This is a genomic window from Gordonia polyisoprenivorans (assembly GCF_017654315.1).
Lineage (GTDB): Bacteria > Actinomycetota > Actinomycetes > Mycobacteriales > Mycobacteriaceae > Gordonia > Gordonia polyisoprenivorans_A.
Genome location: NZ_CP072203.1, coordinates 3790147 through 3811724, shown reverse-complemented (window position 1 = coordinate 3811724; position 21578 = coordinate 3790147). Strand labels below are relative to the sequence as shown.

At 68.2% G+C, this 21578-nt stretch carries 17 protein-coding genes; 13 read left to right on the top strand and 4 right to left on the bottom strand.

Going from position 1 to position 21578, the window contains the following annotated elements:
• Nucleotides 1-48: 48 nt before the first annotated feature.
• Nucleotides 49-624 (bottom strand): GNAT family N-acetyltransferase, encoded by a 576-nt coding sequence (locus J6U32_RS17130; protein ID WP_208791389.1) that lies wholly within the window; start codon nt 622-624, stop codon nt 49-51.
• 176 nt (nt 625-800) lie between these two features.
• On the opposite strand from J6U32_RS17130, the gene J6U32_RS17125 reads away from it, so the two are divergent.
• Genes J6U32_RS17125 through recD form a run of 4 tightly spaced genes read left to right on the top strand, consistent with a single transcriptional unit; the run spans nt 801 to nt 10329 of the window.
• On the top strand, nt 801-1283 hold the full coding sequence (locus J6U32_RS17125; protein ID WP_208791388.1) for an acyl-CoA thioesterase: 483 nt from the start codon (nt 801-803) through the stop codon (nt 1281-1283).
• A 15-nt stretch (nt 1284-1298) separates the two neighbouring features.
• Nucleotides 1299-4775: an exodeoxyribonuclease V subunit gamma gene (gene recC / locus J6U32_RS17120; protein ID WP_208791387.1), complete on the top strand. Its 3477-nt coding sequence runs from the start codon at nt 1299-1301 to the stop codon at nt 4773-4775.
• Nucleotides 4772-8296, top strand: a complete 3525-nt coding sequence (locus J6U32_RS17115; protein ID WP_208791386.1) for a UvrD-helicase domain-containing protein — start codon at nt 4772-4774, stop codon at nt 8294-8296. Before recC ends, J6U32_RS17115 begins: the two co-directional genes overlap by 4 nt.
• Nucleotides 8293-10329: an exodeoxyribonuclease V subunit alpha gene (gene recD / locus J6U32_RS17110; RefSeq protein ID WP_208791385.1), complete on the top strand. Its 2037-nt coding sequence runs from the start codon at nt 8293-8295 to the stop codon at nt 10327-10329. The genes J6U32_RS17115 and recD overlap by 4 nt, the downstream gene beginning before the upstream one ends.
• A 31-nt stretch (nt 10330-10360) precedes the next feature.
• On the opposite strand, the gene J6U32_RS17105 is transcribed toward recD, so the two are convergent.
• Entirely contained in the window at nt 10361-11113 is a 753-nt protein-coding gene (locus tag J6U32_RS17105; protein WP_208791384.1) for a PIG-L family deacetylase, read from the bottom strand.
• A gap of 183 nt (nt 11114-11296) precedes the next feature.
• Between J6U32_RS17105 and htpG the strand changes: the two genes are divergently transcribed.
• Together htpG and J6U32_RS17095 are read left to right on the top strand one after the other, a co-directional pair.
• Nucleotides 11297-13354: a molecular chaperone HtpG gene (gene htpG, locus J6U32_RS17100; RefSeq protein WP_208791383.1), complete on the top strand. Its 2058-nt coding sequence runs from the start codon at nt 11297-11299 to the stop codon at nt 13352-13354.
• Entirely contained in the window at nt 13351-14376 is a 1026-nt protein-coding gene (locus J6U32_RS17095) for a hypothetical protein (RefSeq protein WP_208791382.1), read from the top strand. Before htpG ends, J6U32_RS17095 begins: the two co-directional genes overlap by 4 nt.
• Nucleotides 14377-14405: 29 nt before the next feature.
• On the opposite strand, the gene J6U32_RS17090 is transcribed toward J6U32_RS17095, so the two are convergent.
• Nucleotides 14406-14948 carry a hypothetical protein gene (locus J6U32_RS17090; RefSeq protein ID WP_208791381.1) on the bottom strand — a complete coding sequence of 181 codons (543 nt, stop codon included), beginning with the start codon at nt 14946-14948 and terminating at the stop codon, nt 14406-14408.
• Nucleotides 14949-15081: 133 nt separating this feature from the next.
• On the opposite strand from J6U32_RS17090, the gene J6U32_RS17085 reads away from it, so the two are divergent.
• Nucleotides 15082-15555, top strand: a complete 474-nt coding sequence (locus J6U32_RS17085) for a nitroreductase family deazaflavin-dependent oxidoreductase (RefSeq protein WP_208791380.1) — start codon at nt 15082-15084, stop codon at nt 15553-15555.
• Nucleotides 15556-15585: 30 nt separating this feature from the next.
• Here J6U32_RS17085 and J6U32_RS17080 read toward each other — a convergent pair whose 3' ends face one another.
• On the bottom strand, nt 15586-16413 hold the full coding sequence (locus J6U32_RS17080; protein WP_208791379.1) for a crotonase/enoyl-CoA hydratase family protein: 828 nt from the start codon (nt 16411-16413) through the stop codon (nt 15586-15588).
• Nucleotides 16414-16608: 195 nt separating this feature from the next.
• On the opposite strand from J6U32_RS17080, the gene J6U32_RS17075 reads away from it, so the two are divergent.
• The 6 genes from J6U32_RS17075 (at nt 16609) to J6U32_RS17050 (ending at nt 21577) form a co-directional block, all read left to right on the top strand.
• Entirely contained in the window at nt 16609-17568 is a 960-nt protein-coding gene (locus J6U32_RS17075) for a helix-turn-helix domain-containing protein (protein WP_208791378.1), read from the top strand.
• Nucleotides 17565-18134: a dihydrofolate reductase family protein gene (locus tag J6U32_RS17070; protein WP_208791377.1), complete on the top strand. Its 570-nt coding sequence runs from the start codon at nt 17565-17567 to the stop codon at nt 18132-18134. Before J6U32_RS17075 ends, J6U32_RS17070 begins: the two co-directional genes overlap by 4 nt.
• 80 nt (nt 18135-18214) lie before the next feature.
• Entirely contained in the window at nt 18215-19270 is a 1056-nt protein-coding gene (locus J6U32_RS17065; protein WP_208791376.1) for an ABC transporter permease, read from the top strand.
• Nucleotides 19267-20091, top strand: a complete 825-nt coding sequence (locus J6U32_RS17060) for an ABC transporter ATP-binding protein (RefSeq protein ID WP_208791375.1) — start codon at nt 19267-19269, stop codon at nt 20089-20091. The genes J6U32_RS17065 and J6U32_RS17060 overlap by 4 nt, the downstream gene beginning before the upstream one ends.
• Entirely contained in the window at nt 20088-20987 is a 900-nt protein-coding gene (locus tag J6U32_RS17055; protein WP_208791374.1) for an ABC transporter ATP-binding protein, read from the top strand. The genes J6U32_RS17060 and J6U32_RS17055 overlap by 4 nt, the downstream gene beginning before the upstream one ends.
• Nucleotides 20984-21577: a TetR family transcriptional regulator gene (locus tag J6U32_RS17050; protein WP_208791373.1), complete on the top strand. Its 594-nt coding sequence runs from the start codon at nt 20984-20986 to the stop codon at nt 21575-21577. The genes J6U32_RS17055 and J6U32_RS17050 overlap by 4 nt, the downstream gene beginning before the upstream one ends.
• Nucleotide 21578 lies beyond the last annotated feature (1 nt).

The following is a 21578-nucleotide window of genomic DNA, read 5'->3' as shown; positions in this document are numbered from 1 at the left end:
GGCATCCATGTCAGGACATTATGGTCCGTCGTCGCGGTGAACGCCGAATCAGGCGGTCAGATCGGTCGAGGCGCCCCAACCCTCGTGACGTCGTTGCCAGTCCTCACGGAGCAGGTCGTATTCGACCTCGCCGAATCCGCCCGGCGCGTTCTCGTCGCCGACGTGAATGCCGCAGATCCGCATGCCCAGCTTTTCCATCACACGACGCGAGGCCGCGTGCGTGGAGGTGGCGCTGGCGAACACCCGCTGCGCATCGAGGTCGGTGAACGCGAGGTCGGTGACGATCCGCGCGGCCTCGGTGGCCAAGCCCCGGCCCCAGTACTCGCGCCGCAACCGATAGGTCAGTTCCAGCTCCGGGCGGCTGGAGTGTCTTGGCGCCCGTAACGACACCCAACCCAGGAACACCCCGTAACGACGATCGATCACCGTCCACAGGCCGCCGCGGCCGGTGCGCAATTCGGTCTGCGCGCGGGGCACGACCCACTCCTCGACGAGACTGCGGGGTGTGGCGATGCCGCCACTGACGAAGTGCATCACGTACGGATCGCTGTCGAGGCGCACGAGATCGTCGACGTCGCAGCGTTCGACCGGCCGCAACAACATCCGCGACGTCTGCACGATCACCCGGCCCCCCAATGCCCCTCATGTCCGCATGCGCCGGGATACTCCTGCAACGTCCGGCTCGGCCCACTCGGGAGATGAGTGTACGGACAACGCCGGACACATGCCGCCATTTGTGGGCGTATCCCGGCGCGGGTCGCCGAGTGTGACCGTCGGTGCGTGGCGCTAGGCTCCCCCTCGTGGACTCCGACACCCAGCCGACGACACCGACACCCGACGCCGAGGTGCCACCGCCGCATGCGCCCGCGGAGGTCGAGCTCCAATTGCGTTGGGGCGACATGGATATCAACGCCCACATCAACAACGTGCAATTCGCGCGGCTGTTCGAGGAAGGTCGGGTGCGCGCGTTCTCCCGATGGTTCCCGGGCGGGTCCGAACGACTTCCGATCCTGGTGGTGCGTCAGGACGTGGAGTTCCGGGCTACCCTGGACTACACCCTCGATCCCGTCGTCATGCGGTTGGCGATCACGCGTCTGGGCACGAGTTCCTACACGATCGGCGCCACGCTGTCGGCCGCCGACGGCACCCTGTGTGCCCTCGCCCGTACCACCATGGTCGTCATCGACCCGGCGACCGGTCGGCCGACCCCGATCCCGCCGTCGGCCCGGGAGATCCTCGAGTCCCACCGGGCGCAACTCCCGGAGCTGCGGCCGAGGGACTGACCGGAGCAAGGCGACATGCTGCGATTACACCGCGCCGAGCGCACCGACGTCCTGGCCGACGCGCTCGCCGACGTCCTGACCACCGGTCTGCCCGACCCGATGGCAAGCGAGATCGTGGCCGTGCCCGCGCGAGGGATCGAACGGTGGTTGTCGCAGCGGCTGGCGGTCCGGTTGGGATCGTCGACCGAGCTCGGTGACGGAATCGCCGCCAACATCGGCTTCTGCTCACCGGGCGAGCTGACCGACGCCGTGATCGACGCCCTCGACACCGACGTGCAACTCGCGGCGGCGTGGCGCGTCGACGCGCTCGTCTGGCCGGTGCTCGCGGTTCTCGACGACCTCATCGACGACCCGCAGATGGCGATGCTGGCGCGGCACATCGGGTCTGCATCCACTGCAGCGGCCGCCGGCGCAGACACGAACACCACCGAGGGCGACGGCCCGGACGGTGCTCGACTCGGCCGCCGGTACGCCACCGCGCGCCACATCGCCGACCTCTTCGAGCGCTACGCCCGCCAACGGCCCGGCATGCTCGCCGACTGGGCGGCCGGCGGGCAGCGCAACGGTGCCGGAGCGGCCCTGCCCGACGACATGGCGTGGCAGCCCCGGTTCTGGTGTGCCGTCCGCGACCGCATCGGGGCCGCACACCCGGTGGAGCGGCTCGGTGCCCTGTGCGAGGCGGTGCGGGCCGACCCCGCCGCCGTGAACCTCCCGCCGCGGGTGTCGGTGTTCGGGCCGACCCGCATCACCGAGACCTTCCGGCAGGTGGCCTCGGCGCTCGGAGCCCACCGCGACGTGCACCTGTTCGTTCCGCACCCCGGTCCCGCCCTGTGGCGTGCGGTGGCCACGACGGAGGTACCCGCCGATACCCGACGTGGGTCGTGGCGTCCGCCATCCTTGCGAAATCCGTTGTTGGCCGGGCTGTCCCACGACGTGCAAGAACTGCAGCTGTCCATTGCCGGGCACCTCGACACCGAGACGCATCATCGGGCGGGCGACGATCCGCCGTCGACGGTGCTGCAGGCCGTGCAGGCCGGCATCCGTGACGACGCCGATCCCCGCGCGTCCCGCGGCACACGAACCGCGGACGACTCGGTCGAGATCCATGCCTGTCATGGTCCCGAACGGCAGGTCGAGGCCATGCGGGACCGGCTGTTGCATCTGTTCGATGCCGACCCGACCCTGCAGCCACGCGACGTGATCGTCATGTGCCCGGACGTCGAGACGTTCGCGCCGTTGATCCGCGGCGCCTTCGGTCAGAGCGGACTCGACCACCCGGCCGCCGCGCTGCGGGTCCGACTTGCCGATCGCGGTCTGCGCCATCTTAATCCGGTCCTCGACGTGGTGGCCACCGTCGTCGAACTGGCCGTCGGCCGGATCACCGCTGGGCAGGTCATCGACCTGCTGACGCGTGAACCGGTGAGCCGGCGGTTCGCGATGTCCGACGACGATCTGGACTGGGTGCGGGAGTGGCTCTCGCGCAGCGGAATCCGGTGGGGTATCGACGAGACACAACGAAAGCGGTTCGGCCTCTCGGGTTTCGGACAGGGAACCTTCTCCGCGGGGCTCGACCGGGTGGCGCTCGGCGTCGTCGCCGAGGAGGACGACGGCGAATGGCTGGGTGCCGCATTGCCCCTCGAGGGTGTGGAGAGCACCCAGATCGACCTCGCGGGGCGGCTGATCGAATTCGTCGACCGTCTGGGCGCGCTCGTGGTGCGCCTGTCGGGGTCCGCGCCGGCGGCTCAGTGGGCCGAGAGCCTGATCACGATCGTCGACGAGTTGACCGAGACCGCGCCCGGCGACGAGTGGCAGACGGCGCAGGCGCGCAGGTCGATCACCGAGGCACTCGGCGCTGTTGACGCTGCGGCACTCGGCGCTGTTGACAGGGCGGCACTCGCATGTGAGAACGAGAACTCGCCGGCGAGCGATCGTGTGCTGCGGCTTTCCGATGTGCGTGATCTCGTCGCGATGATGATCGCCGGGCGTCCGACCCGGGCCAATTTCCGTACCGGTGAACTGACGGTCTGCACCCTGGTGCCGATGCGGTCGGTACCGCACCGGGTGGTCGTGCTGCTCGGCGTCGACGCCGAGGCCTTCCCGAGGGCGTTGCGCGTCGACGGCGACGACATCCTGGGCCGGGTTCCCCTGATTGGCGAACGCAATCCGCGTGCCGAGGACCGCCAGTTGTTCCTCGACGCGCTGACCGCCGCCCAGGAGCACTTCCTGGTCTTCTACACCGGCGCCGACCCGGTATCGGGCAGTAGGGTGCCGCCTGCGGTGGTCGTCAGCGAACTCGCCGACACGGTCGCCACCCTCTGCGGTATCCGGGCCGCCGACGTGATCTGGCGGCACACCCTGCACGGGTTCGATGCCCGCAACTTCGAGCGCGCCGTCGTCGGCGGTGTCGAGGGTCCCTTCAGTTTCGATCGCGGACTACTCGCCGGCGCCCGTGCTTTGCGGGGCACCACACGGCCGGTGCGCCCGATCGCCGGCGCCCACCTCGATGCGCCCGCAGCCGACACCGATTCCGACGTCGAATTGGCTTCGCTTGTCACCTTTTTCGCCAATCCCATCGAGGGTTTCGTGCGTCAGCGTCTCGGTGCCCGGATGCCTGATGAGGAGCACGACGATTCCGACCGTCTCGAGGTCAGGGTCGCCGGGCTCGAGGAGTGGGCGATCGGTGACCGGCTGCTGGCCCGGATGCTCGCCGGCGCCGATCTCCGGGATTGCCAGATGGCCGAGGTACGTCGCGGCACCCTGCCGCCTGCCGAATTCGGGCGACGCGAACTGATCCGCATCTCCCGTCAGGTGGGTGCGGTGTACGACGCGGCCGTCGGTCTGCGCCACGGGGATGCCGCGACCCGCGACTTCGTGCTCGATCTCCCGGACGGTACCCGGGTCCACGGCAGTGTCGGCGACGTGTTCGGCAGCGGTATCGTCGCCGCGACCTACTCGAAAGTTCGTGCCAAACATCGGCTTTCGGCCTGGATTCGGCTCGTCGCGCTCGCCGCTGCGCAACGCTGCGGCGTGGTCGGCGGTCCCCTGATCGACTCGACGACGATGATCGGCCGGGCCGATCGCAAGGCACCCGGGATCTCGGTGGTCCGACTGGCCGGCCCCGACGATCCGCTCGCGCTGCTCGCCGAGCTCGTCGGGATCCGTCGGCTCGGTCTGCGCACCGTGTTGCCGTTGCCGCTGGATCCCGGTGCCGCCTATGGCATCAAACGCGCGAGCGGGAGCTCGGAGATGATCGCGTTGAATGCGGCGGCCACCACGTTCGCCGGCAAGTTCGGTGCACATACCGACCCCTATCTGCGTTTCGTCTACGGAGGCGATGTCACCGCGTCCGTCGACTTCGACACGTTGACCTCGGTGTGCGCCGCCGACACCGCATCGTGGGCGCAGATCGGGCTGACGCCGGGTGAGCCGGTCTTCACCTCGCTCGCCCGCCGGCTGTGGGGACCCGTCGTCGAGCACGAGGTGATCAGATGACCTTCCCCGCAGCAGGTGTCGCCCACGGACGACTCGACGCCCCGCGTCCCTTCCGGCTCGACGAGCCCCTGGCCGAGCACACCACCGTGCTCGAGGCCAGCGCGGGAACCGGTAAGACCTATGCGATCGTCGGCATCGCGGCCCGCCACATCGCCGAGGGCCTGCCGATCGACAAGCTGTTGCTCGTCACCTTCAGCCGATCGGCGACCGCCGAACTCCGCGAGCGGATGCGCGACCGCCTCGCCGGTCTGCTCAGCGCGATCGACGCCCGAGACGACGCGCCCGACACCAATTCCTCGCCGACGCCCGGCGGCGAACCGGACGAACTGCTGACGCTGATCCTCGCCGGCGACGCCGAGACGATCGCGTTACGACGTGATCGGCTCGCCCGTGCCCTGTCGGACTTCGACGCGTCGACCATCGCCACCACCCATACCTTCTGCAACCGCATGCTCGAGGCGCTCGGGTTCCTCGGTGAACGCGAATTGGTCTACGAGATCGTGGAGGACGTCGACGATCTCGTCGAGGAGACCGCCCTGGATCTGTATCTACGCGGCTTCGGTCGCGACCCCGACGATCCGGTGTTCACCTTCGACGATGCGGTGACCATCGCCAAAGAGGCCGTGCGTAATCCGGCTGTGGACCTCGTCCCGGCCGGTGCCGCCGACGCGGAGGGCGCACCGCGGGCCGACCGTGCCGCGACCCGGCGCGTCAACTTCTGCCGTCGCGTACGCGAGATCGTCGAGCGCCGCAAACGCGAATCCCGGCTGCGCACCTACGACGATCTGCAGATGATCTTGTACCGCATCGTGATCGACGAGAACATCGGCGACGACGCGTGTGCGCGTATCCGCGACACCTTCGAGCTGATCCTCGTCGACGAGTTCCAGGACACCGACCCGCTGCAGTGGGAGATCCTGCGCCGGTGCTTTCACGGTCAGCGGCGTCTGGTGCTCGTCGGCGACCCCAAACAGTCGATCTATGCCTTCCGTGGCGCGGAGATCCTCAGTTATCTCGACGCGGTGCGGGTGGCGGGGCAGCGCCTGGCCCTGGACACCAACTGGCGTTCGGACGAGAACCTCGTCGAGGCGCTGTTCCGGATCTATGGCGGCGCCAATCTCGGCAACGACCAGATCACTGTGCACCAGGTGAACGCCCGTCGGCCGGGCAGCCGGCTCATCTCGGCGGCGACCGGCCCAGACGCCCAAACCCCAGACACCCAGACCCCAGACCCCAGACACCCAGACACCCGGACCCCAGACGCCCAGAAGCCGGTGCCGTCGTTGCGCGTGCGCTGGTTTCGCCACGACGATTTCCCGGTTCTCATGCGCAACAGCGCATTCGCCTCGGTCAACGATGTCCGCGCGGCCGTCATCGCCGATGTCGCAGCCGATGTCGCATCGCTGCTCGCGTCGGGCACCCACCTGAGCACCGACTCCGGAATCCGTGCGGTGCACCCGGGTGACATCGCCATACTGGTGTCGGCCAACCGCACCATCGAGCCGCTGCAGAACGCGCTGGGCGCCCACGGTATCGGGTCGGTCGTGGGGACCGGCACGAGCGTGTTCGCCACCATGAGTGCGCGGCACTGGTTGTGGATGCTCCGGGCGATCGAGTCACCCTCGCGTAACGACCGGGTGGCGCTGGCTGCACTGACCCCGCTCATCGGCTGGGACCCCGACCGGTTGGCCGGCGCCGACGACGCCGCACTGACCGAGCTGGCGGCCGGGTTGGCGGATCTGGCACGGACTTTCGACGACGGGGGGTTCGCTGCGATGGCGCAGCGGATACTCGCCGACCACGGCGTGGCCGGTCGTGTACTCGCCGGCGCCAACGGTGAGCGGATGCTCACCGATCTGTTGCAGGTGTCGACGGTGTGCAATCGCCATGTGGTGGAGGAGGATTGCGGACTGTCGAGTCTGTCGGAGTGGCTGGCCGACCGCATCGCCGACGAATCGCTGTGGCGGCGTTCGGATGAGCAGACCCGGCGACTCGACCGCGATACCCAGGTCGTACAGATCATGACGGTGCATGCCAGCAAGGGCCTGCAATTCCCGATCGTGTACGTCCCCTTCGGCTGGGACGGCGCCCGCAACTCCTCGCCGAAGACGTTCCGGTACCACGACGACAACGGCGAGCGGCACCTCGACGTCGGCGGTCAGGACACCACGGGGCGTCCCGAACGTCTGCGCCGCAGTGTCGCCGAGGACGCGGGGGAGGACCTGCGCAAGCTGTATGTGGCGCTGACCCGTGCCGGCTCGCAGGTGGTCGCCTGGTGGGCACCCTCGCGCGGCACGAGCGATTCGGCGCTGCATCGTCTGATCTTCGGCCACCCACCCGGCTACATGGAGCCGGGTACCACCGTCGCCGAGTCGGTGCGGGTGCCCGACCCCGACGAGTGCGAGGCCCGGCTCGTCAAGCTCGGTGCGGGTACCGACACCATCAGCGTCGAATCCGCCGGCGGCCTCGATCCCGGGCGATGGGTGTCCGACACGTCCGAGCGGTCACCGGAGGAACTCTCCGCGGCGGTGTTCGGCGGCCGGATCGACAGCGGGTGGCGGCGCACGTCGTATTCGGCGATCATCGCCGCCGCCGGACACGCCTCCCTCGGTCCGGGTGGCCGGGGCAGTGAACCAGAACCCGAGGCGCAGGCCGTGGACGACGAGCCCGTCGGGGTCATCGAGGAGGCACTGCCGATCGCCGTCGCCGACGATCGGGCCGGGACACCGTCACCGATGAACGGGATGCCGTTCGGTGCGGCCTTCGGCATCCTCGTGCACGAAACCCTCGAGTACGTCGACACCTCGGCACCCGACCGGCGCGCACATGTGCGGGAACTGTGCGAGCGGTCGGCATCTCGCTACGGGTTGCCGGTGGACGCCGACGCGCTGACCTCGGCCCTCGACAAGGTTCTCACCACGCCACTGGGTTTCGGTGACCTCTGGAGTGTCGGACCACGAGACCGGTTGGCCGAGCTGGACTTCGAGATGCCGCTCGGGCCGCCCGAGGTGGCCGGCGATGACCCCCTCGGCGCGGGCGCACCACTGGCCGCCATCGCCGATCTGATGGACGACCTGCTGCCGGAGGACGATCTCCTGCGACCGTATGTGCCGATCCTGGCGTCGCTGCCCACCCAACGTTTGCGCGGATTCCTCACCGGCAGCATCGATTCGGTACTGCGAATCCCCGACGGACGCTTCGTCGTGGTGGACTACAAGACCAATCGCCTGCACCCGGGGGCGTTGATGGTCGAGGACTTCTCGGCCGAGGCGATGGCCGCGGAGATGATCCGCTCCCACTATCCGTTGCAGGCGTTGCTGTATTCGGTTGCGCTGCATCGCTATCTGCGGTGGAGATTGCCCGGGTACGCGGCCGCGTCGCATCTCGGGCCGGTGCAGTACCACTTCGTGCGGGGGATGGCCGGGCCGTCGACGCCTCCGGGTTGCGGGGTGTTCGAGTGGTCGGTACCGCCGGAGCTGATCACGGCGCTTTCGGACCTGCTGGCGGGAGTGCCGCGATGACCCATCCCACGCCACCGGTCACGGCGGTCACGGCCGACGATCCCGCCGGCCCCGGTGACCGCGTCGATGACGGTAGGCGGGTGCGCGGCGCCCGCGGGCTACTCGGCGATGCCAACGCCGCCGGTATCCTCGACGCCGCCGACGTGCACGTCGCGAACCGACTGGTGCGTATGTGCGGTGAGCCGGTGTCGGAGATCGCCGAGTTCGCCGCAGCGCTGGCCGTGCGCGCGGTGCGACTGGGCTCGACCTGTCTGGCCGTGCGCGACCTGTCCGACATCGCCGCGGGGGTAGGACACGACTCCGCGCCCGCAGTGGGTGGTGCCGTCGGGGCGGACGGCCCGGCGGCGATGCCGGCGCTGCCGCCCGCCGACGAACTCGTCGGCGGGTTGCGCTCGAGTCCGCTGGTCGTCGGCGCCTCGGGCGGCCCCCTGCGTCCGTTGGTGGTCGCCGACACCGCCGACGGGCCATTGATCTACCTGCGCAAGTACTTTCAGCAGGAGCAGGTGATCCGCACCGTCCTCGCCGAACGGGCCGCGTCGGTTCCCGACGTCTCGGCCGAGCGGGTCGCCCGTGCTCTCGACGAGGTCTTCGGCGAGGGCGCAGGCCTCGCACCACGTCAGCGGCTGGCCGCTGCGCTCGCCGCCTCGCGGTGGACCTCGGTGCTCACCGGCGGTCCGGGTACCGGCAAGACCTACACGGTTGCGCGCATCCTCGCCGTCCTCGATCGGCTCGCCCCGTCACGCCTGCACATCGCGGTGTGCGCTCCCACGGGCCGCGCGGTCGCCCAGCTGCAGGCCTCACTCGACGGGATGAGCCGCGGGCTCGGTCCGGCCGCGGTGGGTGAACCGTCAGGCGGCCCACCGGTACACGCGGTGACCGTCCACGGACTGCTGGGCTGGCGGCCCGGTTCGCGTCCGCGCTATGGGCGTGGCAATCGCTTGCCGCACGACGTGGTGGTCGTGGACGAGACCTCGATGCTGTCGGTGACCGCGATGAGTCACCTCCTCGAGGCGGTGCGCCCGGATGCACGCCTGATCCTGGTGGGCGATCCCCATCAGCTCGCGTCGGTGGAGGCCGGGGCGGTGCTCGCCGACCTCGTCGAGCGGCCACCCAGCGGCGCAATACACTCCAGCGGCGCAATACACTCCAGCGGCGCAACACATCCCAGCGACGCAGACCACGACAGCGCACTCGATGCCGAGATCATGGCACTGGCCGATCAGTCGCGGATCACCGCATCGGAACGTCCGCGGTTGGCCGATGGGATCGTCGAACTGACCCGCAATTTCCGCAACCGCGACGGCATCGCCACGGTCGCCGCGGCGGTGAACGACGGTGACGGCGATCGCGTGCTCGAGCTCATCGGCTCCGGCGAGCTGGCCGACATCACACTCGTCGAGCCCGACGATCCCGCGATCCACCGCGACGTCGTCGCCTGGGTCACCGATCTGTGGTCGGCGGCCCGTGCCGGCGATGCGCCGACCGCGCTGCAGGTGCTCGATTCACACCGCGTGTTGTGTGCACACCGTGTGGGTCGGTGGGGTGTGCATGGGTGGACGCGTCAGATCGTCGAGTGGTGCGCGGAGATCCCCGGCCATCCGCCTGTGACGACCGATCTCGCGGTGCCACAACCCGGGATGCCGATCCTGGTCACCGCCAACGATCGGCAGAACCGGGTGTTCAACGGCGACTGCGGTGTGGTGATCGCCGAGGCCGGCGATCCGTCGCTGACCGTTGCCTTCCGGCGTAGCGAGTTCAGTGATCCGATGTTCGTCCCGCCGGCGCGGCTGGCCGAGACGATGTGGGCCTACGCAATGACCATCCACCGCAGCCAGGGCAGCCAGTTCGATGCGGTCACCGTCGTTCTGCCACCGCCGGATTCGCCGCTGCTCACCCGCGAACTCCTCTACACCGCCATCACCCGCGCCAAGTCGCGGGTGCGGATCGTCGGAACCCCGGAGACGTTACGGGCGGCGGTCGGTCGTCGCGTGCACCGCGCGAGCGGACTGCGCTCCTCCCCGGCGGGTCAGTGACTGCGCGGACGACGGGCTGGCAGAACACTTCTCACAGATCGACGCCGCCGCGCACGAGGTCTCGGCGGATGTAGCACTCGGTGCCGAACAGGCGGTCACGCCGTTCGCGCGGCAGATTCATCAGGCTCGAGATCATCTGGCTGCGTTCCACCTCCGAGCGATGGGAGGCGACCGCCGCGGCCTTCTGCTTGACCCACGCCGACACGTCGAGTTCGAGGTCGATGCCCGACGGTGGCGTCCCCGGCAGGGCGTACCGGGAGATCGTCGGGAAGAAGTCGTCGACGACGTCCTCGATCATCCAGTCGGCGATGGTGGCCATGTACACCGAGCGGATGCGCCAGGCCGGTCCGGTGCTCCGATGGAGCATGGAGGCGCCTGCGGCATCGGCGGCCGCGAGGGCCAGCCGGTGCGCGTGAACGTGATCGCGGTGCCCGTAGATGCCGACCGGATCGTAAGTGAGCAGGATCTCCGGGCGCAGCCGGCGGATGTGGCCCACCAGAATCCGTACCTGCTTGTCGAAGCTGACGTCGCAGAATCTCTTCGCGCCGGGTGCCGACACGGGCACCCCGTCGTCGGCGAATCCCAGCATGATCGGCTCGCGTGTCACCCCCAGCTCGGTGAGTGCGTTACACAGTTCGCCGTGCCGGGACGTACCCGTCGCCCAGGTCGCGGTCACCACCGACACGTCGCCGCCGAGTTCGACATGACGGGCGATCGTGCCCCCGGTCCACAATGATTCGTCGTCGGGGTGGGCGTGCACGAGCATCATCCGCGGAACCGTCATCTACCGTCGTCACCTCCTCGGTGTCGGGCGACCGGGCGCCGTCTATCGTTCGAGACCCTGTTCAGGGTACTGCGTTCACGGCTCGCTAAAATCCGACGTTGTCCCCCGACCCGGGCAGACCGCCTCCGTCGCGGCGCACGCCCGGTCGGGGATAGGTGATCCAAGAGCATGTGGAGGTCGTCGATGAGTACCGCATCAGAAGTCAGAGAATTCCAGGCCGAGACCCGGCAGCTGCTGGACCTGATGGTCCACTCGATCTACTCCAACAAGGACAGCTTCCTGCGGGAGTTGATCTCGAACGCCTCGGACGCGCTCGACAAGCTGCGTCTGGAGTCGTTGCTGAACAAGGATCTCGACGTCGACACGTCGGATCTGCACATCACGCTCGAGACCGTGACGCCCGCCGAGGGCGAGTCGGGTCCGCGGACCCTGACCGTGCGCGACAACGGCATCGGCATGTCGCGTGAGGAGGTGGTCGATCTGATCGGCACCCTCGCCAAGTCGGGTACCGCGGAGTTGCGCAAGCAGCTCGCCGAGGCACAGAAGTCCGGATCGGATTCCGCCACGACCGACGAGCTGATCGGCCAGTTCGGTATCGGGTTCTATTCCACGTTCATGGTCGCCGACACGGTCACCCTGCTCACCAGGAAGGCGGGCGAGGCAACCGGTACCCGGTGGGAGTCGACCGGGGACGGCACCTACACCCTCGACGAGGTCGCCGACGCGCCGCAGGGCACCGCCGTCACCTTGACGCTCAAGCCCGTCGACACCGAGAACCACCTGCACGACTACACCGACGCGGCCACCTTGCGCTCGTTGGTCAAGAAGTACTCCGACTTCATCGGTTGGCCGATCCGGATGGATGTCGAGAAGACCACCACGACGCCCGCCGAGGAAGAGGGCGGTGAGCCGACCACCGTCACCACCGTCGAGCCCGAGACCATCAACTCGATGAAGGCGCTGTGGGCGCGCTCGCGCGATGAGGTCTCCGATGAGGAGTACGAGGAGTTCTACCGGCACGTCGCGCATGCCTGGGACAAGCCGCTGGAGATCATCACGCTCAAGGCCGAGGGCACCTTCGAGTACCAGGCGTTGCTGTTCATCCCCACCCAGGCGCCGTTCGATCTGTTCATGCGCGAGCGCAACGTCGGGATCTCGCTCTACGTCAAGCGCGTGTTCATCATGGACGACTGCGAAGAGCTGATGCCCGAGTACCTGAGGTTCGTCAAGGGTGTCGTCGACGCCGCGGACCTGTCGCTCAACGTGTCCCGGGAAATCCTGCAGCAGGACCGGCAGATCCGTGCCATTCGGCGCCGCCTCACCAAGAAGGTCATCTCGACGGTCAGCGAGATGCGCGGCTCCCGGCCGGAGGACTACCAGACCTTCTGGTCGAGCTTCGGTCGAGTGTTCAAGGAAGGTCTGGTCAACGACGTCGACAACCGCGGCGCCGTCCTCAAGGCGTCGGTGTTCGCCTCCACCCACAGTGACGAGGATCTGACGTCGCTGGCCGATTACGTGGGCCGGATGCCGGAGAAGCAGGACTCGATTTACTACATGACCGGTGAGTCGCGCCAGCAGATCGAGAGCTCCCCGCATCTGGAAGCGTTCCGCGCCAAGGGAATCGAGGTGCTGATCCTCGCCGACCCGGTGGACGAGATGTGGGTCGGTGCCGGCCTGGAGTTCGAGGGCAAGCAGTTCCGGTCGGTGGCGAAGGGCGCCGTCGACCTCGACGGCATCGACGGGGACTCCGACACCGAAAATGCCGACGACGAGAAGGCCAAGGATTTCGAGGGTCTGCTGACGTGGTTGGGCGAGGCGCTCTCCGACGACATCACCGAGGCCCGGTTGTCCAAACGACTCACCGAATCGGCGGCGTGCCTCGTCGGTGACGACTTCTCGATGTCGCCGCAGTTGGAGAAGCTGTATCGGGCGTCGGGTCAGGAGGTGCCCAAGACCAAGCGGGCTCTCGAACTCAACGCCGGGCACCCGTTGGTTGCCGGCCTGAACAAGGCGTTCGGCGCCACCGCCGATCACGAGTCGCTCGTCGACACCGCCCGACTCGTCTACGGCATGGCGCTGATCGCCGAAGGCGGCGAACTCGACGACCCGGCCGCGTTCGCCCGGCTGTTGGCGGCGACGCTCACCGATTCGCTCGGTGCGCAGGATGGAAACATCGCGGGAGCGGACACCGCGGGGGAGTCGCCGAAGGGTGACGCAGAAGGAGTGGATGCAGAGGGGTGAGTGAACCCACCGCCACGTGGCGTCGCCGGCCGGGACGAGCATGGCTCGCCGGCGCCGCCACGCTGGTGGTGATCGTCGTTGCCGTGGCGACGACGCTGGTGTTCACCTATGGGCGTGAGGATTCCTCGCCGTCCACCCCGGCCGAGACGGTCTCCGCCTTTCTGCGCGCGGTCGCCGACGCCGACGGTGCCGCCGCGCTCGCGCTGATGACCGAGCCCCCGTCGCGCGAATTCCTGACGTCCGACGCATTGGCGCGGGCGCGCGCCGCCGCCGCGATCACCGACGTCTCCGTACACGAGCTCGGTTCTCGTGAAAGCAGCGGCGGCTCAACGACTCCGGTCGCGCCGACCGGTTCCCGGACCCCCGCCGGGTCCGTCGATGTCGGTGCCGAGTTCCGGATCGGTGGCCATCCGGTCCGCACGACGTATCGCACGGTGCGCGACGGCCGGCGATGGCTGGTCGACGACGGTCTCGCCGCGGTGGACCTGGCGTCGTCGACGATTCCCGGTCTGTCGCTGCAGGGTCGGCCGGTGGCCGGGATCGGTACCGCGTATGTCTTTCCGGGTCGCCTGGTCTGGACGAGCAGCAATCGCTACCTCGCCGTCACCGACTCGACCGATGTCACCGGTGGTGCTGCGGCGCCGACGAGGGGCGATCCCGGTGTCACCCTCGGCGACGCCGGCAACGCTGCGGTGGACTCGGCGCTGCACACCTACCTGGATCGGTGCGCGAGTTCGACGCAGGCCGACGCCTCGACGGATCGGCCGGGATGCACACAACGCCTGTACCGTTCGGCAGAGGTGTCCTCGGTTCGCTGGCGCGCGCCGACGGGTCTGCACGACCTGGTCCGGGAACTCGATCCGGCAACCCCCACCTCGGTATCGGTGTTCGGCGGGGTCACCTGGCAGGCGCACTACACCGCGACCTACGGCGGGGGGACGACCGTGGAGGTGGATCAACCGATGAACGGTGCGGTCGACCTCGACGCACAACCCGTCCCGACGTATTCACCTGCCGGCTGAGGCGCCGTCCCGCCGACACACGGTCGAGGTCACGACGCCGCGTCGAGCGCACCCGACTCGGCGTCTCCGGGCAACGCGACCACGGCGATGTCGTTGGCGCGGAACACCGGCTGCAGTGGGACTCGATGGCGCGCAGCACATTCGGTGATCATCGATGCCCACCCGCGGTCTCGGGCCGTCACCCCGTCCGCCCCCGGACGCGCCAGCAGAGCGGCCAGGGACAATCCGCCGCTGGCGGCGATCACCTGGCCGAGGTGCCCCATCATCGTGTCGAGGAGATGGCGATTGGGGGTGTGCGGCAGCGGTAGCTGGTTGATCACGGGAATCATCTGCGTGCCGCGTTCGACGAAGACCAGCCACAGGGTCGACTCGTCGAATCCGAGCGGCCCCAACAGGGCGCGCCACCGTTCGCGGAGTTCGGCGGCGTCGTAGAAGGGCAGCTGGGCGATCTCGGTCGGCGGGATCGGATCGGTGTCGGGAACGGCCCTGTCGGGAATGGTGCTGTCGGGTACGGGGTCGGCGGCCCCGGGGACGTGCTGGGTCGAGGTGGGAATGCGGTGATCGGATGTCATGGGCAGATCCTGCGCCGACGTGGACCTGTGGTGCGCAAGTGCATCCACACCTGTGAGTTCTGTCCTTGACGTATCGGGGCCCGCTGCGCAACCATGCCGGTCTCGTGCGCCGGGCCCATGTCAGACTGGGCGCATGGGCTTACTCACCCCGCTGGCCGTGCGCATCGGCTCGATTCCCTGGATGCCGCGCTATCTTCCGCAGATTGTCAAGTGTGACAACGTGATACGTACGGTGACCGGCGAGCGGTACGGACTGCTCGACATCGCCGGATTGCCGAACACGACTGTGGTGGTGGCGGGCAGGCGTAGTGGTGTGGAGCGACAGACGCGATTGCTTGCGGTCCCGCGTTCCGGCGGGCGCTGGTTGATCGCCGGATCGTATTTCGGCGGCGAGAAGACCCCGCAGTGGGTCTACAACCTGCGCGCCACCGACTCCGCCGAGATCATCGACCGTGGCCGGCGCCGGGCGGTGCGCGTCGCCGAACTCCACGACGACCACCGAGCCGCCGCATGGCAGGAGTTGCGGTCGGTGTGGCCCAACTTCGACCTCTACGAGAAGCGCACCGACCGACTGATCCCGGTCTTCGAACTCACACCGACCGACTGACGGGCGTCTCCGGCGGTGAGCGGCAGGTTCTCAGGAGCCGGAGAACCTGGGCTTGCGCTTCTCGAAGACGGCCGTCACCGCCTCGGTGAGGTCGTTGCTCGGCAGGAACGCCGCGTTCCAGGCCGCCACATAACGCAGACTGTCGGCCTGGGCCGCCGAACGGCTGTGATCGAGCACGGCCTTGACGCCCTGAACCACCAGTGGCGGGTTGTCGGCGATCTCGCGAGCGGTCGCGCGAGCGGCCTCGAGTGCCTCCTCCGGGGTGGCGAACACGTCGTTGACGAGCCCGATCTTCTCCGCGCGGGCGGCGTCGATGTCCTTGCCGGTCAACGCGAGCTCGCGCAGGTGGCCCTCGCCGATGATCCCGGGCAGGCGGGCCAGGGTGCCGACGTCGGCGACCATCGCCACGCGCACCTCGCGCACACTGAACTTCGCGTCGGCACTGGCGTAGCGCACGTCGGCAGCCGTGATGAGATCCACGCCGCCACCGATGCACCAGCCCGAGATCGCCGCGATCACCGGTGTGCGGCAGTCCGCGACGGCGGTGATCGATGCCTGCATGCGACGGATCGTGTCGTGGAACTCGGTGCGTGCCTTGGCTTTCGCCCTGTCGGCGAGCACCGCACCGAGATCGCCGGCCATTGCCGCGAGGTCGAGGCCGTAGGAGAAATGGGCACCCGAACCGCGGAGCACGATCGCGCGCACCGCATCGTCGGCGTCGAGTTCGGCGACGAGCACCGGCAGCTCCGCCCAGAAATCCGGGCCCATCGCATTGCCCTTGCCGGGGCCGATCAGGCTCACCTCGGCGATGTCGTCGGCGACCGCGACCTCGAAGGCCTTCCACTGTGTGTCACTCATGTCTAGGAGGCTACCGAGGAGCCGATCTCGCGACTCACCCGCAGGTGTCCACCGGGCACCGTCGCGGCAGTCGAGTGCGGTCGGTACGGCAGTCGAGCGAGCGCTCCTCGGGAGAGGACCGCAAGAACGGTCAAGCGGCGCAGGGCGTCGGCGGCCGATACTGGACACCATGACGACGACCGCGGTTCTCCGGTCGTGACCGACTCCGGTCGTGACCGCGTGCGCGAGTTGCTCGACGCAGTCCTCGCCGACGACAACGTCTCGCTGTCGGGAATGGCGGCGAGTGCGCACAGCTCCCAATTCCACTTCAGCAGGCAGGTGAGCCGATTCTCGGGCGAATCGCCGGTGGCGATGCGTCGACGGGTGATGCTCGAACGGGCGTGCTGGTATCTGCGCCAGGGGAGTTCGGTCACCGAGGTGGCCTTCGATTCCGGCTACGACTCCGTCGAGGGATTCAGCCGGGCGTACTCCCGTGCCTTCGGCCACCCACCGGGTTCCACCGGCACCGAGTCCTCCCGCGGACACTGGCTCCCCGCACCCAACGGAATCCACTTCCATTCGCCCACCGGTCTCTATGTCGAGGACTCCGACGGCACGGGCACCTCCGGAGGACACGGCGAGACCGCGGGCAATCCGGTGGCGTTGATGGTCCGACACGACCTCGACGACGTTGCCGTGCTGCTCGATGCCGCCACCGGACTCGAAGCCGCCGAATACGAGCGAATCAGGTTGCCGGAGCACCGGATCACCGACTGGCAGGGGCCCGACGACTCGATCGCCCACGTGCTGGCACACCTGGTCGCCGACAAGGTGCCGTGGCTCGCCGCGATCGAGGGCGCAGATGCGCCGGCCGACATCCCGACCGGCCTCGACGCCTTGATCGCATTACACCAGGAGGTCTCGGGTCGTTGGCTCGCGCTGGTTCGGGAGATCGATCGCCGGCATGCCTGGGCAGACCGCGTCATCGACGCCATTTGTGAACCGCCGGAGTCGTTTCTGCTGTCCGAGATCGTCGCCCATGTGGTGACCTTTGCCGCCCACCGGCGAGTCCTCGCGCGAATGATGATGCGCGACGCCGGCATCGAGCTCCCGGCCGACCGCCGGGACCCCGACCCGATCATCTGGCACCGCAACCGAATCGGAGAATTCTCATGACCGCTCGATTCCGCTACTACACCGCAACGACCCTCGACGGGTTCCTCGCCGACGACCGCGACGACCTCGGATGGCTGCTGCGTCAACCCATCGACGAGAACGGTCCGATGAATTACACCGACTTCATCGGCGACATCGGAGTGGTGGTCATGGGGGCCACGACCTACCGGTGGGTGGTCGATCACGAGGTCGGCGACGGCAAACCGTGGCCGTATACGACACCGACATTCGTGTTCACCCACCGTGACCTCGATGCCGTGGCACCGTCGATCCGCTTCGTCTCCGGCGCGCCCGCCGATCTCCGGGAGACCCTCCTCGACGCGGCCGGCGGAAAAGACATCTGGGTCGTCGGGGGAGGGGATCTGGCGGCGCAGTTCGCCGAAGCCGCCATGCTCGACGAGGTCATCGTCAACATCGCCCCGGTCATGCTCGGTAGTGGGCGTCCACTGTTCACCCGCCCCGCCGATCTCCGGTTGATCGAGCACGGTCGCAACGAGGCATTCGTGTGCGCCCGTTACGAAGTCGTCGGGCCGGCTGTGGCCGACGGTGTCGGAGCAGCCACATGACCGACGTCCGGCGGCACGATTCGGACAATTAATTCAACAACTGTTGACTTTTTGACCTGCGCGGACCTACCGTCGCAGGTATGCGAGCGATGATCATCAAGGAATTCCGCGAACTGGTGCGCGACAAGCGCACGCTCGGCCTACTGGTTGCGATGCCGTTGCTGTTGCTGGTGATCTTCGGATACGCCGCCAACTTCTACGTCTCCTCCGTCCAGACGGCGGTGGTCGGACCGCAGGCGAACACCGTCGCCGCCGGCCTGCCGTCGTACTTCGAGGTGACCGACAAAGCGGCCGGGGCCACTGCTGCCGATGCCCGGGACATGCTGCGCGACAACAAGGTCGACGTCGCAATGGTGACCAGTGACTCGCCGACCGCGCCCATCGAGGCGCTTGTCGACGGGTCCAATCTGTTCGCCGCGCAATCGGCGGTCGGTGCCCTCAACAAGTTCGGTGCCAAGGTGCACATCGAGGTGCTCTTCAATCCCTCGCTCAAGACGTCGTGGGTGATGGTGCCCGCGATCATCGGTCTCATCCTGACCTTCATCGGCACGATCATCACCAGTATCGGATTGGTGCGGGAACGCGAGACCGGGACGCTCGAACAGCTTGCGGTGATGCCGATCTCGCCTGCCCAGGTCATCCTCGGCAAGATCGTCCCCTACTTCCTGGTCGCGGCCGTGGACATGATCATCGTGACGGTGCTCGGCATGCTCCTGTTCGACGTGCCGTTCAACGGCAACGTGCTCACCTTCGCGATCGCCGCGGCGTTGTTCTTGTTCGTGGTGCTGGGTCTGGGGGTGTTCATCTCCACCATCTCCCAGACCACCGGGCAGGCCATCCAAACCGCCTTCTTCTTCCTTCTTCCACAGATCCTGTTGTCCGGCATGATCTTCCCGCTCGACGCGATGGCCGCCGGGGTGCGCTGGATCGGGTATCTGCTGCCCTTGACCTACTTCACGATGATCTCGCAGGCGGTGATGCTGCGCGGGGCGCCCATCTCGACGCTCTGGCTCCCGTTGCTGGTGCTCGCGGTGATGGCGGTCGTCGTGTTCACCGCCGCGACCATGCGGTTCCGGCGTGATCTCGCGCCGGGTACCGGTCATCGACACGCAGCCAAGGAGAAGGCCGCGTCATGATCGGGGCCGACGACGTCACCGTGACGTTCGGGAAGACCGCCGCGCTGGACTCGGTGAGCGTGCGCGCTCACGAGGGTGAGATCGTGGCCATCGTGGGTGGTGACGGAGCCGGGAAGTCGACCCTGCTGCGACTCTTCGCCGGCGAGGTGCAACCCGACTCGGGACAGGTGCACCGTCCACCCAAGAAGCAGGTGGGTTTCCTCGCGGCCGGTCCGGGCAGTTGGGGCGCGCTGACCGTCCGGCAGAATCTCGACTTCGTCGGCGGCATCTACGGCCTCGGCGGAGAGCAACTCCGTTCGCGCCGTGACGAATTGATCGAGCGTTCCGGTCTGTCGGTGGCGGCCGACCGCCTGGCGCGGGATCTGTCCGGCGGTATGCGACGCAAGCTGGGTACCGCGATGGCGATGATCCACCGCCCACCGCTGTTGATCCTCGACGAACCGAGCACGGGCGTCGACCCGGTGAGTCGGATCGACCTGTGGGGCATGATCGCCGAGACGGCGGCCGCGGGGACCGCCGTCCTGATGTCGACGACCTACCTCGACGAGGCCGAGCGTGCGGGTGATCTCGTCGTGCTCGACGACGGTCACGTACTCGTCGACGGATCCTACGATTCGGTGCGAGAAGGCTTCTCCGGCATCATCACCGAGGGTGCCACGCCGGTGCGACGAGACTGGTCGTGGCGGCGTGGCCACCAGCGTCACGAATACTGGACGACCGAAGAAGAGACGACCCCGGATTCCCGGGTCGACCCCGATCTGGAGGACATCGTGATCGCACTCTCCCTGGCACGGCGGAACCGTCAGGGGGCACCGGCATGAGCGCGGAGCACCGGGGGACCATGCCCGAGGCCACCGGATCGCTACTCGGCAGCCATTCGGTGACCCGACGATTCGGTGATTTCGTCGCCGTGTCCGAGGTCACGATGTCGGTGGATTCCGGTGAGGTCGTCGGACTCCTCGGTGCCAACGGTGCCGGTAAGACGACCCTCATCCGGATGCTGTTGGGATTGCTCGCCCCCACCGACGGGCAGACCTCGCTGTTCGACGGCCCACCAGACCAGCGCCGGCGGGCGCGGCTCGGCTACGTGCCCCAGAATCTGGGCCTGTACCGCGATCTGACCGTGCGCGAGAACATGACGTTCAGCGCGGATGCCTATCACGGTGATGCGACGGTCCCCGCCGATCTCGCGGGCTACGCCGACACCCTCGTCGGGAATCTGCCGCTCGGCACCCAGCGCAAGGTCGCCTTCGCGGTCGCGCTCGCCCATCATCCCGACGTCCTCGTCCTCGACGAGCCGACCTCGGGGGTGGATGCGTTGTCCCGGGCGGAGCTCTGGGACACGATTCGCGCGCAGGCGGATTCCGGGGTGGGGGTGCTCGTGACCACGCACTATATGGAGGAGGCGCAGGAGTGCGACCGGTTGCTGCTGATGTCGGCGGGTCGGCTGGTCGCGCAGGGCAGCGAGGACGACGTCGTCGGTGACACGCGTGCTGCGCTCGTCGACACGCCGGACTGGCGCAGCGCCTTCGCGGCGCTGCAGGGCAAGGGCGTTCCGGTCATCCTCGCCGGCCGGACCATTCGGGTGGCCGACACCGATCCGGCGCGGGTGCGCGGCATTCTCGAGCATGCCGACATCTCCGGCGAGGTCACCACGGTCCCGGCGACCATCGAGGAGCGGATGCTGGTTCTCGCGCGAACCCCGGATTTGCGATGACCGGGCGGACGCGGGGGAGACCGCCGGCGGGACAGTCGCGCGACACTCGCGAGAAGATCCTGGCGGCGACCCGGGAACTATTGGCGGACAACGGGTTCGACCGGACCACGGTGCGTGCCGTGGCCGGTCGTGCCGGTGTCGACCCGGCGTTGGTCCATCACTACTTCGGGCCGAAGAAGAATCTGGTGGCCGAGGCACTACGACCGCCCGTCGACCTCTCGCTGGTGTTCGCCGACATGCCGACCGACGAGCGTGCCGGCCCGGAGTTCGTGCGACGAGCCATCGCAGCGTGGGAATCACCGGAGTTGCAATCGCACATTCCCGGCGTACTGCGCCTCATCGCTTCGACCAACCCTGCCGCCGGCCCGGCGCAGGATGTCCCGGGAGCAATCGTGGAGGTCGCGCTCGGCAGTGCGGTCCGCGCCGACCGCCGAGAGCGGCGACTGGCGCTGATCGCCTCCCAGATGTTCGGACTTCTCATGCTGCGCTTCGTGATCCGACAGCCCGAGATCGTGGCAGCCGATCGCGACGAGCTCGTGGCGCAGGTCGGTCCGGTCATCACCCACTATCTCACCGGCGACCTGACCTGAG